Origin of the sequence: Bradyrhizobium sp. NBAIM01 (assembly GCF_020194115.1) — a bacterium.
Taxonomy (GTDB): domain Bacteria; phylum Pseudomonadota; class Alphaproteobacteria; order Rhizobiales; family Xanthobacteraceae; genus Bradyrhizobium; species Bradyrhizobium yuanmingense.
In genome coordinates this window covers 67,793-82,848 of the sequence record NZ_JADYVU010000006.1, presented here as the reverse complement: position 1 = coordinate 82,848, position 15,056 = coordinate 67,793, and the positions used below count along the sequence as shown (strand labels likewise).

14 protein-coding genes and 1 tRNA gene are annotated in these 15,056 nt (G+C 63.5%); 5 read left to right on the top strand and 10 right to left on the bottom strand.

The genetic code is table 11. The annotated features are described in order from the left end of the window. Nucleotides 1-263: 263 nt before the first annotated feature. Nucleotides 264-1,535, bottom strand: a complete 1,272-nt coding sequence (clpX, locus tag I6F31_RS20730) for an ATP-dependent Clp protease ATP-binding subunit ClpX (RefSeq protein ID WP_008547851.1) — start codon at nucleotides 1,533-1,535, stop codon at nucleotides 264-266. A 182-nt stretch (nucleotides 1,536-1,717) separates the two neighbouring features. On the opposite strand from clpX, the gene I6F31_RS20725 reads away from it, so the two are divergent. Next, entirely contained in the window at nucleotides 1,718-1,924 is a 207-nt protein-coding gene (locus I6F31_RS20725) for a hypothetical protein (protein ID WP_225186037.1), read from the top strand. A 62-nt stretch (nucleotides 1,925-1,986) separates the two neighbouring features. On the opposite strand, the gene I6F31_RS20720 is transcribed toward I6F31_RS20725, so the two are convergent. From I6F31_RS20720 to I6F31_RS20710, 3 genes are all read right to left on the bottom strand, one after another. After that, entirely contained in the window at nucleotides 1,987-2,622 is a 636-nt protein-coding gene (locus tag I6F31_RS20720) for an ATP-dependent Clp protease proteolytic subunit (RefSeq protein ID WP_025036638.1), read from the bottom strand. A 281-nt stretch (nucleotides 2,623-2,903) separates the two neighbouring features. After that, nucleotides 2,904-4,265 carry a trigger factor gene (tig, locus tag I6F31_RS20715; RefSeq protein WP_225186036.1) on the bottom strand — a complete coding sequence of 454 codons (1,362 nt, stop codon included), beginning with the start codon at nucleotides 4,263-4,265 and terminating at the stop codon, nucleotides 2,904-2,906. A 174-nt stretch (nucleotides 4,266-4,439) separates the two neighbouring features. Further along, a tRNA-Leu gene (locus I6F31_RS20710) sits at nucleotides 4,440-4,524 on the bottom strand. A 154-nt stretch (nucleotides 4,525-4,678) separates the two neighbouring features. Between I6F31_RS20710 and I6F31_RS20705 the strand changes: the two genes are divergently transcribed. Next, nucleotides 4,679-5,980, top strand: a complete 1,302-nt coding sequence (locus I6F31_RS20705; RefSeq protein ID WP_225186035.1) for a multicopper oxidase domain-containing protein — start codon at nucleotides 4,679-4,681, stop codon at nucleotides 5,978-5,980. Nucleotides 5,981-5,984: 4 nt separating this feature from the next. Here I6F31_RS20705 and I6F31_RS20700 read toward each other — a convergent pair whose 3' ends face one another. Then, nucleotides 5,985-7,484 (bottom strand): NAD(P)H-hydrate dehydratase, encoded by a 1,500-nt coding sequence (locus tag I6F31_RS20700; RefSeq protein ID WP_225186034.1) that lies wholly within the window; start codon nucleotides 7,482-7,484, stop codon nucleotides 5,985-5,987. 381 nt (nucleotides 7,485-7,865) lie between these two features. Here I6F31_RS20700 and I6F31_RS20695 point away from each other — a divergent pair, with 381 nt between their 5' ends. Together I6F31_RS20695 and glnA are read left to right on the top strand one after the other, a co-directional pair. After that, nucleotides 7,866-8,204, top strand: a complete 339-nt coding sequence (locus I6F31_RS20695; protein ID WP_007603495.1) for a P-II family nitrogen regulator — start codon at nucleotides 7,866-7,868, stop codon at nucleotides 8,202-8,204. A gap of 153 nt (nucleotides 8,205-8,357) precedes the next feature. Next, entirely contained in the window at nucleotides 8,358-9,767 is a 1,410-nt protein-coding gene (glnA, locus tag I6F31_RS20690; protein ID WP_036010292.1) for a type I glutamate--ammonia ligase, read from the top strand. 156 nt (nucleotides 9,768-9,923) lie between these two features. On the opposite strand, the gene I6F31_RS20685 is transcribed toward glnA, so the two are convergent. After that, nucleotides 9,924-10,685 carry a slipin family protein gene (locus I6F31_RS20685; protein WP_225186033.1) on the bottom strand — a complete coding sequence of 254 codons (762 nt, stop codon included), beginning with the start codon at nucleotides 10,683-10,685 and terminating at the stop codon, nucleotides 9,924-9,926. Continuing rightward, complete coding sequence (locus I6F31_RS20680; protein ID WP_225147184.1) at nucleotides 10,682-12,064, bottom strand: nodulation protein NfeD; 1,383 nt, start codon at nucleotides 12,062-12,064, stop codon at nucleotides 10,682-10,684. The genes I6F31_RS20685 and I6F31_RS20680 overlap by 4 nt, the downstream gene beginning before the upstream one ends. Nucleotides 12,065-12,255: 191 nt before the next feature. On the opposite strand from I6F31_RS20680, the gene I6F31_RS20675 reads away from it, so the two are divergent. Then, the gene (locus I6F31_RS20675) at nucleotides 12,256-12,486 is read left to right on the top strand and encodes a hypothetical protein (RefSeq protein WP_249786448.1); all 231 of its coding nucleotides are present in this window, start codon (nucleotides 12,256-12,258) and stop codon (nucleotides 12,484-12,486) included. Nucleotides 12,487-12,720: 234 nt separating this feature from the next. Here I6F31_RS20675 and I6F31_RS20670 read toward each other — a convergent pair whose 3' ends face one another. From I6F31_RS20670 to I6F31_RS20660, 3 genes are all read right to left on the bottom strand, one after another. Then, a complete protein-coding gene (locus I6F31_RS20670) occupies nucleotides 12,721-13,254 on the bottom strand; it encodes a transposase (protein ID WP_225186032.1) in 534 nt (177 codons plus the stop codon). A gap of 152 nt (nucleotides 13,255-13,406) precedes the next feature. Further along, on the bottom strand, nucleotides 13,407-14,180 hold the full coding sequence (locus tag I6F31_RS20665) for a gamma-glutamyl-gamma-aminobutyrate hydrolase family protein (protein ID WP_036025392.1): 774 nt from the start codon (nucleotides 14,178-14,180) through the stop codon (nucleotides 13,407-13,409). Nucleotides 14,181-14,270: 90 nt separating this feature from the next. Continuing rightward, complete coding sequence (locus tag I6F31_RS20660; protein WP_109143560.1) at nucleotides 14,271-14,975, bottom strand: hypothetical protein; 705 nt, start codon at nucleotides 14,973-14,975, stop codon at nucleotides 14,271-14,273. Nucleotides 14,976-15,056: the final 81 nt, after the last annotated feature.

Genomic DNA, 15,056 nt, shown 5'->3' with positions numbered 1-15,056 from the left:
ACAAGGTGCCGAGGTGATCCGCAGAACCGGTCGGTCCTCTACAAGTTGGACCGGCTCGCCGGAACGGAACTGAGGCGAATCTTGAAGAGAATTTTCGCTCGCCGCCGACATTAGGTGGCTATCGACCCGGGGGGTGTCAAGTCATTGAAAAACGCGCGCCATCAGGCGCTTACGCAACGCGGCAAGCGACGCAACACCGGCTGCGGAACCACGGCTCCGCAGCCAACTCGAGGAGACGATTGGAGCTTTCCAGCGCCGTCAGATCAGGCGCTGGCGTTCTCGACGGCACGATCGGACCGATCGGCATAGATGTAGAGCGGACGCGCCGTGCCTTCCACGACTTCGCGGGAAATCACGACTTCTTCCACACCTTCCAGGCCCGGCAGGTCGAACATGGTCTCGAGCAGGATCGCCTCGAGGATCGAACGCAGGCCTCGCGCGCCGGTCTTGCGCTCGATCGCCTTGCGGGCGACCGCGCCAAGCGCCTCGTCGGCGAAAGTCAGCTCGATGTTCTCCATCTCGAACAGCCGCTGGTACTGTTTCACCAGCGCGTTCTTCGGCTCGGTCAGGATCTTCTTCAGCGAGGTCTCGTCGAGATCCTCGAGCGTCGCCACGACCGGCAGACGACCGACGAACTCGGGGATCAGGCCGTACTTCAGGAGGTCCTCAGGCTCGACGTGACGGAAGATCTCGCCGGTCCGGCGATCCTCCGGCGCGAGCACCTGGGCGCCGAAGCCGATCGAGGTCGACCGACCGCGCGCCGAGATGATCTTCTCGAGGCCGGCAAAGGCGCCGCCGCAGATGAACAGGATGTTGGTGGTGTCCACCTGCAGGAACTCCTGCTGCGGATGCTTGCGGCCGCCCTGCGGCGGGACCGAAGCCACCGTGCCTTCCATGATCTTGAGCAGCGCCTGCTGCACGCCCTCACCCGACACGTCGCGCGTGATCGAGGGGTTGTCGGACTTGCGGCTGATCTTGTCGATTTCGTCGATGTAGACGATGCCGCGCTGGGCGCGCTCGACGTTGTAGTCGGCGGCCTGGAGCAGCTTCAGGATGATGTTCTCGACGTCCTCGCCGACATAGCCGGCTTCGGTCAGCGTCGTCGCATCGGCCATCGTGAACGGCACGTCCAGGATGCGGGCGAGCGTCTGCGCGAGCAGCGTCTTGCCCGAGCCGGTCGGACCGATCAGCAGGATGTTCGACTTCGCGAGCTCGACGTCGTTGTGCTTGGTCTGATGGTTGAGGCGCTTGTAGTGGTTGTGCACCGCGACCGACAGGACCTTCTTCGCATGGCTTTGGCCGATGACGTAATCGTCCAGCACCTTGCAGATTTCCTTCGGCGTCGGAATACCGTCGCGCGACTTGACCAGCGAGGATTTGTTCTCCTCGCGGATGATGTCCATGCAGAGCTCGACGCACTCGTCGCAGATGAAGACCGTGGGACCCGCGATCAGTTTGCGGACTTCGTGCTGGCTCTTGCCGCAGAACGAGCAATATAGCGTGTTCTTGGAGTCGCTCGTGCCGACCTTACTCATTCATGTCTCCGTCCGCGGTTCGATCCCGTTCCGCTCGATCGCTCCATTCCGACACGATGGTCGGCATGAAGCTTAAGTAGAGCAAATTCCGTACCAAAAAAGACCCTACGCTTTACTACATTCCGTGCGAATCACGGTGGCTCGATTCTCCCGCGATCATAGCCGATCAATCGTAGCCAACCATGCTGTCACCCGACTATCAAGAATTCGCTAATCGGGGGTCGCCGCCTACCCGTGACAATACCGTGATTTCCGGTCTTGGCACGGGCGAAGTGATGGAAAACACCCCGGCGTTGCTGGATTGCCACGAAAAACAAGCACGAAAGCGGAACTTTCTGCTTGTCGCAGGGCGCAAAACCGCATTTTGCGCCGCGCGCACGCGCACCTAACGTGAACGCCGCCCTGACGGGTCAACGGCAAACCGAGGGCTCGTCGTGACGCCTCAGTAGTGCTACGGGGCCTTCGCCGGCGCCGGCTCCTCGGCGCGCTTGTCGATCACCTTGTCGACTAGGCCGAACTCCTTGGCGTCGTTCGCAGTGAGGAACTTATCGCGTTCCAGCGCATCCTCGATCGACTTGTAGGTCTGGCCGGTGTGCTTGACGTAGATCTCGTTGAGCCGCTTCTTCAGGTTCAGGATCTCCTGGGCGTGCAGCATGATGTCGGTTGCCTGGCCCTGGAAGCCGCCGGAGGGCTGGTGCACCATGATGCGCGCGTTCGGCAGCGAGAAGCGCATGTCCTTCTCGCCGGCGCAAAGCAGCAGCGAGCCCATCGAAGCCGCCTGACCGGTGCACAGGGTCGAGACCGGCGGGCGGATGAACTGCATGGTGTCGTAGATCGCAAGGCCCGACGTCACCACGCCGCCCGGCGAGTTGATGTACATCGAGATTTCCTTCTTCGGATTTTCCGCCTCGAGGAACAAGAGCTGCGCGACGATCAGCGTCGACATGCCGTCCTCGACCGGGCCGGTCACGAAGATGATGCGCTCCTTCAAGAGGCGCGAGAAAATGTCGTAGGCGCGCTCGCCACGGTTGGTCTGCTCGACCACCATGGGCACGAGGTTCATGTAGGTTTCAACCGGATCGCGCATGAGTCACCTAGGGTTTCGGAGACGGACATCGCCGGGCTGGCTTGCCAGCTTGGCTGGATTTGCCGGAAGGCGAATGGACGTCCTGTGATGCAGGAACTTGGGTAAGAAGTAGAAAGGCGTAGCGACAGATATAGCCCATTTCGCTTCTGACAAGTGCGCAGCGCATTAAGGCTTAATCCGTGGGGCAGTTGAAGCTGATTCGCACAAAGAGGCCCAGCCGGCCACCTGGCTAGCTGGGCCTCTTCGCTCATCATCCTTAATAGCGGGCTATCTCAAACCCTTCAGGCCGCGGTCTTTTCCGCGTCGTCGTCCTTGTAGAGGTCCTCGCGCGAAACCTTCTTCTCGGTCACGTTGGCGAGCTCGAGGATGAAGTCGACCACCTTGTCCTCGTAGATCGGCGCACGAAGCTGGGCCAACGCCTGGGCGTTGTTGCGGTAGAAGTCCCAGACCTCCTTTTCGCGGCCGGGCATCGAGCGCGCGCGCTCGATCACGGCGCGGCCGACCTCGTCGTCGGTCACCGTGATCTTGTTCTTCTCGCCGATCTCGGAGAGCACCAGGCCAAGCCGCACGCGGCGATCGGCGATCTTGCGATACTCCTCCTTTGCCTTGTCCTCGGTGGTGTCCTCGTCGGCAAAGGTCTTGCCGGCGGAGTCCATCTCGGCCTTGACTGAGTTCCACATCAGATTGAACTCCTCGTCCACCAGCGAGGGCGGCGCCTCGAAGCGATGCGCCTCGTCGAGGCGGTCGAGCAGCGCGCGCTTGACGCGCTGGCGCGTGGCGGTGGCGAACTCGGCAACGAGGCGCTCGCGCGCGGCCTCTTTGAGCTTGTCCAGCGATTCCAGGCCGAGCGACTTGGCGAACTCGTCGTCGATCGCAAGGTCCTGCGGCGCCTCGATCAGGGTCGCGGTGGTCTCGAACTCGGCCGGCTGCCCGGCGAGCTTGTCGTTCATGTAGTTCTTCGGGAACGACACCTTCAGCGTGCGCGTCTCACCCGCGCCGATGCCGATGAGCTGCTCCTCGAAGCCCGGAATGAAGGTGTTGGAGCCGATCAGGACCTGGATGCCCTCGCCGGTGCCGCCTTCGAAGATTTCGCCGTTGATGCGGCCCGTGAAGTTGATGGTAACGCGGTCGCCCGACTCAGCCTTGGTGCCCTCGCCCTTGGCGGCATAGGTGCGGTTGGAATCGGCGATGCGCTTGATCGCCTCGTCGACATCGGCGTCGGTGACATCAGCAACTGGCTTCTCGACCTGGAAACTCTTGAAGTCGGCGAGCGCGATCGCCGGCACTACTTCGATGGCGACCGTGTAGGTCAAATCCGTCTTGCCGCTCAGCAGCTCCTCGACCTCGGCCTGTTCGCTCGGCATGGTGATTTTCGGCTCGGTCGCAAGGCGAAAGCCGCGCTCGGAGAACAGCTGCGTGTTGGTGTCGCGGATGGTCTGGTCGATGGTCTCGGCCATGACCGAGCGACCATAGACCTTCTTCAGATGCGAGACCGGCACCTTGCCCGGACGGAAGCCGTTGATACGGACCTTGTCCTTGAGGTCGACGAGCTTGGCGCCGGCCTTGGCGTCGAGATCAGACGCGGGAACGCTGATCTTGAACTCGTGCTTCAAACCTTCCGAGAGGGTTTCTGTGACCTGCATGGCGTCCAATCTTCTTTTCGTTCGGCCCCGGCACGTCGCGCGTCGGGACGCTGTCGTTAATCGATCCGGCGCGAGGCAAACGCCTTCACGCCGGTGGTTCATCGGACCCGCTCCAGGCGGATGATCATCCGCGCGGAAGCAGGCCTCGTAATCCGTGCAAACGCGATAAGCGCTTGGTGCGGGCGGAGGGACTCGAACCCCCACAACTTTCGTCACTGGAACCTAAATCCAGCGCGTCTACCAGTTCCGCCACGCCCGCGTGAATTCGCATCAAGACCGGCCGCGATGCCGCGGGCGGCCGGGCTTATAGCATGTGCCTGACTGTTCGCAGCAAAAAAATGGCCTGATGGAGGCAAGCTTCAAGTAGGCACTGCGGCTGGACTTATCCAGCACGGCGTGGTCCGGATCGTGCCATGACAACGCGGATCCATGCTCCCCATCGGCGCGAGGTTTTGGCCGGCTTAGGGGCCTCGGCAGCCGGGCTGATCGTGGGCGGTGCGGGCCAATCCGTCACGGCCCAGCTCGCGCTGCAGGCGAGACCGGCAACGCTGGCTTTGAGACCGGGTCAGCCGGCTACACCAATCTGGGAGCTGGCCGCCGTAAGCCACCTCAGAGACGTGCGTCTCAAGCGTTTCGACCGCTGCCAACTGGTCTTCAGCAACAACCTCCCTGTGCCGATTGCGCCAGTCTGGTACAGCCTCCACGCGCCGATGGCCGCCGACCCGCTTCGCGGCCGCGCCCCGGCAGCGCCGAATGCGACAGAAACATCAATTATTTCAGTGCCTAATGCAGGCACCCTGCTGGCCGACTTCCGCCTCTTCGAGCACCGTCTGCAGCAGCCCGCACGCGCGCTTCCGATCATCGTGGCCGAAACCGGCCCGGTCGCCGTCGATCGTGATGAGCTCCTGCTGATCCAGGAATGGCGCCTGCGGCCGGATGGCACCGCGGTCCCGCCGGGCCAGGACCCGAAGGACACGACGCCGCTTTACACAATCAACGGCAAGACTTCATTCGAACTCTCAGCTTCGGCGGGCGAGCGGCTGCGGCTACGCTTCATCAACGGCTCGCAACGCTCTGTTCTCGCAATCAAATTGGAAAACCACGAAGTCCGTGTGATGGCCCTCGACGGCCAGCCGGCCGAGCCGTTCCCCGCGCGCAACGGCGCGTTGGTGCTGGCCCCGGGTGCGCGGACCGACGGTTTCGTGGATGCGGCCAGTTCGGCCCCGTTTATGCTGCATGACGGCAAGGCGGTGCGCCAGGTCGGACACCTGACTGTCTCCGGGAAGCTGGAGCGCGCTCCGCTGCCGCCGCCGCAGCCGCTCCCACCGAATGATCTGCCCGAGAAGCTCGATCTACGAGCCGCCCTGCGGTTCGATGTCGCGCTCGGTACGGCCGATGCCGGCTGGGCACGGCCCGCGACCTTCTCCACCGCCTCCGCCCCTGCCTTCCGCGCCAAGACCGGCCGCACCGTGGTGCTGGCGCTGCAGAACCCCGCCCCGGTCACCACCGTGTTTCACCTGCACGGCAACCATTTCCGGCTGCTCGACAAGCTCGACGACGGCTGGAAGCCCTATTGGCTCGACACGCTCGCGATCGAGCCTGGCCAGACCCAGCGCATCGCGTTCGCCGCGACCTCGCCCGGACGCTGGCTGATCGAATCCGTCGTGACCGACTGGGCCGCGCCGCGGCTGGTGCGCTGGTACGGGGTGGAGTGAACGTTCAGTATTCGATGCCCAGCGCGTCATAGATCCGCCGGTGCACGGCCGGCAGCGTCTCGGTCAGATCCTCCGCGATCAGGCCCGGCCCAGCTTCGCTTCCCGCCTCGCCGTGCATCCAGACGCCGATGCTGGCGGCCTCGAACGCCGGCACGCCTTGCGCCAGGAGCCCGGCGATGATCCCGGACAGCACGTCGCCGGCGCCGGCAGTGGCGAGCCAGGGTGGCGCATTGGCGGCGATGGTGGCGCGGCCGTCGGGGGCGGCGATTGTGGTGTCCGGGCCCTTCAGCAGCACGACGGCGCCGCAGCGCTCGGCGGCGGCGCGGACGCGCTCGAGCTTGGAGCGGCCGGGATGCTTGTTGCTGAGGTCGGAGAACAGGCGCGGAAACTCGCCTTCGTGCGGGGTCAGCACCACCGCATTGTCCTGCGAGGACTTGATCGATTCGAACAGGCGCTCGGGGGTTGCGGCAAAGCTGGTCAGCGCATCCGCATCGAGCACCAGATGCCGCTGCGCGGTAAGCGCGGTGTGGACGAGATCGCAGGTGCGCTCACCGATGCCCGCACCGGGGCCGATGATGCAGGTGTTGTAGCGTTTGTCGCCGAGCAGCTCGCCGAACTCGACCGCGGTATCGACGGGGCGCACCATCACCGCGGTGAGCGCGGCAGCATTGATCGCGAGCGCATCGCGCGGGCTCGCCAGCGTCACGAGGCCCGCGCCGGCGCGCAGCGCGCCGCGCGCGGCGAGCCGTGCCGCGCCGGTCGCGGCTGCGTCGCCCGAGACCGCGAGCACGTGACCGCGCGCATATTTGTGGCCGTCGATGCGCGGCACCGGAAAGGCCGCGCCCCAGAGATCCGGATCGTTCTCGAAGGTCTGCGGCGCGATCTCCTCCAGCACCTGCGCATCGATGCCGATGTCGGCAACGCGCACGCGGCCGCAATGCATGCGCCCGGGCAACAGCAGATGCGCCGGCTTCTTGCGGAAGAAGGTGACGGTCTCGGTGGCGTTCACCGCTGCGCCCATCACGGCCGCGCTGGTGCCGTTGATGCCGCTCGGCAGGTCGACCGCCAGCACCGGGGCACCGTTGGCGTTGATCGCCTCGATTATGGCGCGCGCTTCGCCATCCACGGTGCGGCTGAGGCCGGCGCCGAACAGCGCATCGATGATCAGCGCAGGCCTGCCGATCGCCTGCGGGTTGAACGGCAGCACCGGGTGCTTCCAGCCGCGCGCGGCCGAGGCGGCATCGCCCTGGAGCTGGTCCCGCTCGCACATCAGGATCACCGAGACCTCGCGCCCCTGCGCGGCGAGCTCGGCCGCGGCCACGAAACCGTCCCCGCCATTGTTGCCGGGGCCGGCCACGATCAGGATCGGCCCCTCCTCCACCAAGCCCTGGGCGGCCTCGGCGACCGCTTGGCCGGCGCTGAGCATCAGCTTGAAACCGGGTGTGCCGGCCGCGATGGCGAGCTGGTCGGCGCGCTGCATTTCGGCGTTGGTCAGAACTTCCATGCCACTTCCTAGTACAAACGCCTCTTGAACAGGCATCTTTTGCGCCGATCCGGCGGTGGGAACGTCGAAATGCACATATATTGAACCGTTTGCCTATTTTACGGTCTTCGGTATTTTGTGCAGGTCGGCACCATCACTCAGAGATGCTCGTTAAAAGGCTGATAACGCTCCGATAATCAGGGCATTTGCAACTTGGCATAGACCCTGCTTTCGAGGAAGCCGCTTCGGTTCGTCGTGCTCACTGACATCTTGAAGGGCGTGGCCGGCCGTTGTTGCCGGACGGGTCAGGGATCCCGGCACAGAGAAGACAAGATCGTGCGTTGAGAAATGCGCGTCCTGACGAAGACGTTGCTATTGGATCGAAAGGCCGGGAGTCGCGCAGTGAAGAAAATCGAAGCCATCATCAAGCCATTCAAGCTCGACGAGGTGAAGGAAGCGCTTCAAGAAGTCGGTCTGCAGGGCATCACCGTCACCGAGGCCAAGGGCTTTGGCCGGCAGAAGGGTCACGCCGAACTTTACCGCGGCGCAGAATACATCGTCGACTTCCTGCCGAAGGTCAAAATCGAGATCGTGATCGGCGACGATCTGGTCGAGCGCGCCATCGACGCGATCCGCCGCGCCGCGCAGACCGGCCGCATCGGCGACGGCAAGATTTTCGTCTCCAACATCGAAGAGGCGATCCGCATCCGAACCGGCGAATCCGGGCTGGACGCTATCTGAACCGAGTGCTATCCCGCATTTTGCGACACTCTGACAGGAAATAAGGCTGCTTCGGCGGCCTGATTTCGTTTGTGCGGTCGCGCGCGAACTCGCCAAAAGCGAGAACAATCTTGCTCACCTGGAAACCGACCCGCAGAGCCATAAGGGGTATGCATGAAGACCGCCAAAGACGTCCTGAAATCGATCAAGGACAACGACGTGAAGTACGTCGACCTGCGCTTCACCGATCCGCGCGGCAAGTGGCAGCACGTCACGTTCGACGTCAGCATGATCGATGAAGACATCTTCGCCGAAGGGACGATGTTCGACGGCTCCTCGATTGCCGGCTGGAAGGCGATCAACGAGTCCGACATGTGCCTGATGCCCGATCCGGTGACCGCGACGATCGACCCGTTCTTCGCCGAGACCACCATGGTCATCACCTGCGACGTGCTCGAGCCGACCACCGGCGAGCCCTATAACCGCGACCCCCGCGGCATCGCCAAGAAGGCCGAGGCGATGGTGAAGTCGATGGGCGTGGGCGACGCCGTGTTCGTCGGCCCCGAAGCCGAGTTCTTCGTGTTCGACGACGTGCGCTTCTCCTCCACCCCCTACAACACCGGTTTCCGCCTCGACTCCTCGGAGCTGCCGACCAACTCCGACACCGAATATGAAGGCGGCAATCTCGGCCACCGCGTCCGCACCAAGGGCGGCTATTTCCCGGTGCCGCCGCAGGACTCGGTGCAGGACATGCGCTCGGAGATGCTGGGCGCCATGGCCAAGATGGGCGTCAAGGTCGAGAAGCATCACCACGAGGTCGCTTCCGCCCAGCACGAGCTCGGCATGAAGTTCGACACGCTGACGCTGATGGCCGACCACATCCAGATCTACAAATACTGCATCCACCAGGTCGCGCACATCTACGGCAAGACCGCCACCTTCATGCCGAAGCCGGTCTACGGCGACAACGGCTCGGGCATGCACGTGCACCAGTCGATCTGGAAGGACGGCAAGCCGGTGTTTGCCGGCAACAAATACGCCGACCTGTCGGAGACCTGCCTCCACTATATCGGCGGCATCATCAAGCACGCCAAGGCGATCAACGCCTTCACTAACCCGTCGACCAACTCCTACAAGCGTCTGGTCCCGGGCTATGAGGCCCCCGTGCTGCTCGCCTATTCCGCGCGCAACCGCTCGGCGTCGTGCCGCATCCCCTACACCGCCTCGCCGAAGGCCAAGCGCGTCGAGGTGCGCTTCCCCGATCCGCTCGCCAATCCCTATCTCGGCTTCGCCGCGATGCTGATGGCCGGCCTCGACGGCATCAAGAACAAGATGGATCCGGGTCCGGCCATGGACAAGGACCTCTACGATCTGCCGAAGGAAGAGCTGAAGCAGATCCCGACCGTGTGCGGCTCGCTTCGCGAGGCGCTCGAAAACCTCGACAAGGACCGCGCCTTCCTCAAGGCCGGCGGCGTGTTCGACGACGACTTCATCGACGCCTATATCGAGCTGAAGATGACCGAGGTCGAGCGCTTCGAGATGACCCCGCACCCGGTCGAGTTCGACATGTACTATTCGGGCTAAGCGGTCCGAACTATCCGCGACAAGCAAAAGGCGCTTCCGGAAGGAGGCGCCTTTTCGTTTGAGGAGGCTCGACAGCTACCACGTCGCCGTGAACGCCCGCTGCAGCTCGGCCGGAGCCGTGGCGCCCGCTCGCGATCAGCACCTCGCCGCCTTCTGTTACGGGTTGTTTGGTCGCGGCATCAAATGGTCGAGCAGGCCGGTGGGGAGCGGAAACACCACGGTTGACGAGCGTTCACCGGCGATGTCGTGCAGAGCTGCGAAGTAACGCAGCTGCATTGCCTGAGGCTCTTGCGCCAGGATCCGGCCGGCTTCGACGAGCTTTTCGGCGGCCTGCTGCTCGCCCATCGCATTGATCACCTTGGCTCGCCGCAAGCGCTCCGCCTCGGCCTGTTTGGCGATCGCGCGAACCATGGTTTCGTTGATATCGACGTCCTTGATCTCTATGCCGGTGACCTTGATGCCCCAGACGTCAGTCTGCTTGTCGAGAATCTCCTGGATATCGGCGTTCAACCTGTCGCGCTCGGCAAGCATCTCGTCGAGCTCATGCTTGCCGAGCACCGAACGCAACGTGGTCTGGGCGAGCTCGCTGGTCGCCGCCATGAAGTCGCCGACCTTGATGATGGCGCGCTCGGGGTCGACGATGCGGAAGTACAGGACGGCGTTGACCTTGACGGAGACGTTGTCCCGCGAAATCACGTCCTGCGGCGGCACCACCTGCACCATCACCCGCAAATCGACCTTGACGAGTTGCTGCACGATCGGGATGAGGAGTATCAGGCCCGGGCCCTTCACACCGGTAAAGCGGCCGAGCGTGAAGACGACGCCGCGCTCGTATTCGCGCAGGATCCGAATAGCCTGGGATAGAAACACGATGACAAGCAGCGCAAGCGCCGCATACGTCAGATATTCCAGCGTCATGATGTACCTCCCTCGCCTGTCCGGGCGGGTGTGCGGCGTATCAGCAGCGTCAGGTCGACGACATTGGCGACCTCCACCGTCTCTCCGGGCTTGAAGGTTTCGGCGCCGCGCGCCTGCCAGCGCTCACCATGGGCGAAGACATGACCTTCGTTCCCGTTCCAGTCGAGAACCTCGGCGGGCAAACCGCGCATGGCCTGTGCGCCGACCAGCGCAGGAGCTTTGCGGACGCGCCGAAGCGAGCCGAGCACGATCAGAGCAAAGCCGCTGAACACGACCGCAGTGGTGCCGATCACCCACCAGGACAGTTGGTATCCAGGCGCCTCGCTCCTGAAGAGCATCATTGCTCCCAGCACGAAAGCGATGATCCCGCCGAAGCCGACCACCACGGTCGGGTTGAAGGCTTCGACGGTGAGAAGCACGAGTCCCACCAGCATCAGGGCGAGGCCGGCATAGTTGATCGGCAGCAAATTGAGCGCGTAGAGGCCGATCAGCAGGCAGATCGCGCCGATAACTCCGGGGGCGACGGCTCCGGGAGACATGAACTCGAAGATCAGGCCGTAGATGCCGACCATCAGGAGAATGAACGCCACGTTCGGGTTGGTGATGACCGCCAGGAACCGGGATATCTGTCCGGGCTCGATGGCTTCGACGACAGCATCCTTTGTTGCGAGGCGTTGCGTCTTGCCGCCTGCGAGCTCCACCACACGGCCATCAACCTGCCGCAGCAATTCAGCCTGATCGCGCGCGACGAGATCGATGGCATGTGCCTCCAGCGCGCCGTTGGCGGAGAGTGTTGCGGCCTCGCGGACCGCCCTCTCCGCCCACTCCGCATTGCGGTTGCGCAGCTCGGCGAGGCTTCGGATGAAGGCGACGGCATCGTTCGTGGCCTTCGCCGTCATCGCGTCCTTCGGCTCATCCTTCTTGTCTTTGCCATCCTTGTCGGGTGTGCCGCTCGGCAGGCCCGGCAGCGGTCCGCCAATCTGGACCGGCGTCGCCGCACCGATGTTGGTACCTGGTGCCATCGCCGCGATGTGGGTCGCGTAAAGGATATAGGTCCCCGCACTCGCCGCGTGGGCCCCGGAGGGAGCGACGTAGCCAATGACCGGGACGTGCGAGGCGAGCACATCCGCGATGATCTCGCGCATGCTGGAATTGAGCCCGCCGGGCGTGTTCATCCTCAGAAGCACGACCTCGGCGCGCCGTTCGCTCGCCGTGGCCAAAGCCTCCCGGACGTAGCTGGCTGACGCCGGGCCAATCGCCCCGTCGATCGAAACAACAAGGGCTACGCGCTTGCTCTCCTCCGCTGAGCTGGGAAGGAGGCAGCAGATCAAAGCCACGACGGTGATCGCCGCAACGAGGGCCGCCTTCATGGTCTGCACGGCACGGGCTCCCTTGCAGAGCATATGGTAATTCTTCTCATGAACCTCAATGCTGCGCGTGGAGATCAACGTTGCGATTGTGCAACGCAATGGGAATGCCCATGCAGGATTGCCGATGCGCTCGGCCTCGGCGAGCGTACGTTGAACCGAAAATTCCAGGACTCACGCACGAGCCGCCGCAATCCTTCATCATGCGCAGCCGTGTCGAGCACGCGCGCACCCTGCTGGAATCGACGACGCAGCCGATCAAGACGATCGCGCGCGCTGCCGGCTATGAGGATGAGAGCAGCTTCCGCAAGCTGACACTGATGTCACGCAATCCTATCGTGCGCGACGGATGGAGCGGGCGGTGTGAGGCTGGTGCCGTTGGCATGACCGATGGACGCAGTCCGGTCGCGGCGCTCTCGCTGGGCACAGCCTGAGCGCATCTACGATTCAACACGGTAGAGAAATCCTGCGCCAAGGAGCGGCCATCAGCTTTCGTTCTGCATCTGACTCCAATTCGTTCTCAAAGAACAAATCAGAGCCGCAAAAACCAGGACGGAGCAATTCCTACTGATTGGTTTACTCCGTCGGAAATTCGGGATGCACCTTGGATAAACAGTCCTCGTAGGGCGGATTAGCCGAAGGCGTAATCCGCCTACTGCGTGCGACGCTCACGCACGTTCGCCAAAGTTACCATCCGCGTTGCTATCTCCTGCCCAATCCGCCGGAAACAGTCCGGCCTCGACATCTCGGTGAAATGACGAATGCGGCCAATCCAACACGCGGGTCACATATCCTTGCTTGACTGGGTTGATGTAGCAATACTCGATATGGCGTGCATGGTCGGTTTCGTCGCGGATGAGGTGCTCCCAGAACCGGTTCTGCCATACGCCACGCTCCCGTCTTGCGATCTGTACAGCGGTTAAAGGCTCTGTCTTCGGCAGGGACTTCGCGAAGCGCATTTTGATCAATCTCCACCGCATCGAAAAGTCGGCATCGCCGCGGGGAAGCGTCCAGACCGCATGAAGGTGGTCCGGAAGCACGACAAACGCATCGATAGTGAACGAATAGTCCCGACGGGTCGCCGCAACGGCCGCGCGCAGCGCTGCGATGTGCTCGACGAGCAGCCGCTGCCTACGATCATGAAGATTGACCGTGAAGAACCAGCAGCCACCTGGAACAAATGCACGGCGGTAGTTCGGCATTGCAGCTGCCCCATGAACTAAAGATGGCGGATTACGCCTTCGGCTAATCCGCCCTACTCAGTCCAAGCTGAGTGCGCAACGTGGCAGAAGCTGGATTCCCGGCTCTGCGCCGCAACGCTCCGCGTTGCAGCTGGTCCGGGACACGACCGCGGCTACGCCTCCGCCTTCTGCCTTGTCACCAGCGCCTCGCCGAAGGCCTCGAACAGCTTGCGGTTGATCGGATTGTGCTGCGGGTCGTACTCCGCGTGCCATTGCACGCCGAGGGCAAAGCTCGGGGCTTCCGCGATGCGGATCGCCTCGATGGTGCCGTCCTCGGCGATGCCTTCGATCAGCACGCGCTTGCCGGGATCGAGAATGCCCTGTCCATGCAGCGAATTGACCCGGATCTTCTCGCAGCCGAGGATCGTGGCGAAGGCGCCGCCGGGCGTCAGCTCGACGTCGTGACGGTCGGCGAACACCACGGTCGGATCGGGATGGATCTCGCCGTTCTCGAGCCGGGGCATGCGGTGGTTCATGCGGCCGGGAATCTCGCGGATCTCGGGATGCAGCGAGCCGCCGAAGGCGACGTTCATCTCCTGCAGGCCGCGGCAAATGCCGAACAGCGGAATGCCGCGAGCGACGCAGGCGACCGAAAGGGCCAGCGCGACCTCGTCGCGGTGGATGTCGTAGGGCTCGTGCTTCTCGCAGGGATCGACGTTGAAGCGGGTCGGGTGAACGTTGGCCCGGGCCCCTGTGAGGATGATGCCGTCGACGGTATCGAGCAGCGCCGGGATATCCGTGATGTCGGGGGCTCCAGCGAACATCAACGGCAAGCCGCCGGAGACTTCGGCCACGGCGCGCAGGTTTCGCTCGCCAACCATCTGGACCTGAAATCGATTCTCGACGCGATAGGAATTCCCGATCACGCCGACGACCGGCTTTCTCATCTGTCGTTCCGCGCCTCCCGATAAGAAGATTCCCCAAAGATGCCCCTCCGATGGAACAAATTCAACAGAGGGGATCGCGGGACGGCAATGCTATTTTCGCGCAAATGCCTCCCGGGCGTCCAACCCGCCCTCCACGGGCAGACCCGCGGCCCTCAGCGCAATTGCCGCTGTCTCGCCCGGCGCGGTCAGCCAGGGAAGCTTGGCCTCGATTCCGCGCGTCACGGGCTCCCCGAGCACGCCTCCGAAGTCGATCGGCCAGAACCCGTTGGGCACCACCTCGGCGGAGAAGCCGCGGATCGCATAGCCCTCGCCCAGGATTGCCTCTGCCTTGTCGCTGGCGACAAGGCGCGCGGTGTTGGGATCCCTGAGATCGCCAAAGCTCACGAGCACGGGGATGAGCTCTCCTTGCACCGGGACAATGCCGGTCTGCCGGCTCATGTCCTTGAACGACACCCGGCTGCCGCGCGCGGCGCCATAGGCGCGGAGCGCCACATAGTTGATGTCGTCGAGGTCGAGCTTGGCGCCCTGCTGGTGCGCCAGCAAGACCACGATGTTCTTGCCTTGGCCGAGATCGACGAACACGGCCTCCCCGCGCGTCGTGGTGCGGCCGCTGCGGTTATAGTTGCGATCGGGCACGACAGCGAGAATGGCCGACCCGGTCTTGATCCCGGCGGGCGTCGTCACCTCGACCGTCAGGCGGTATTTGTGGTCCGGCCGGTTGATCCGGATCTGGTCGCCGCCTACGAGCAAAGCCAACAGCCCGAGCAGACCGGCCCACTTGCTGATAACGCCCAAGCGCCCCTCACTTCCTTTTCGCCACCGCTCTGCACCGTTCGCGCGGCAGCGTCAAACCGGCGCGTTGCCGCTCTTGATCGG

Excerpts from the sequence above, each read along its gene's own strand:
- I6F31_RS20705 (WP_225186035.1), top strand. The coding sequence starts at position 4,679 with ATGACAACGCGGATCCATGCTCCCCATCGGCGCGAGGTTTTGGCCGGC.
- glnA (WP_036010292.1), top strand. The coding sequence starts at position 8,358 with ATGAAGACCGCCAAAGACGTCCTGAAATCGATCAAGGACAACGACGTG.
- I6F31_RS20685 (WP_225186033.1), bottom strand. The coding sequence starts at position 10,685 with ATGACGCTGGAATATCTGACGTATGCGGCGCTTGCGCTGCTTGTCATC.
- I6F31_RS20720 (WP_025036638.1), bottom strand. The coding sequence starts at position 2,622 with ATGCGCGATCCGGTTGAAACCTACATGAACCTCGTGCCCATGGTGGTC.
- I6F31_RS20665 (WP_036025392.1), bottom strand. The coding sequence starts at position 14,180 with ATGAGAAAGCCGGTCGTCGGCGTGATCGGGAATTCCTATCGCGTCGAG.
- clpX (WP_008547851.1), bottom strand. The coding sequence starts at position 1,535 with ATGAGTAAGGTCGGCACGAGCGACTCCAAGAACACGCTATATTGCTCG.
- tig (WP_225186036.1), bottom strand. The coding sequence starts at position 4,265 with ATGCAGGTCACAGAAACCCTCTCGGAAGGTTTGAAGCACGAGTTCAAG.
- I6F31_RS20725 (WP_225186037.1), top strand. The coding sequence starts at position 1,718 with ATGCTGTCACCCGACTATCAAGAATTCGCTAATCGGGGGTCGCCGCCT.
- I6F31_RS20670 (WP_225186032.1), bottom strand. The coding sequence starts at position 13,254 with ATGCCGAACTACCGCCGTGCATTTGTTCCAGGTGGCTGCTGGTTCTTC.
- I6F31_RS20675 (WP_249786448.1), top strand. The coding sequence starts at position 12,256 with ATGCGCAGCCGTGTCGAGCACGCGCGCACCCTGCTGGAATCGACGACG.
- I6F31_RS20700 (WP_225186034.1), bottom strand. The coding sequence starts at position 7,484 with ATGGAAGTTCTGACCAACGCCGAAATGCAGCGCGCCGACCAGCTCGCC.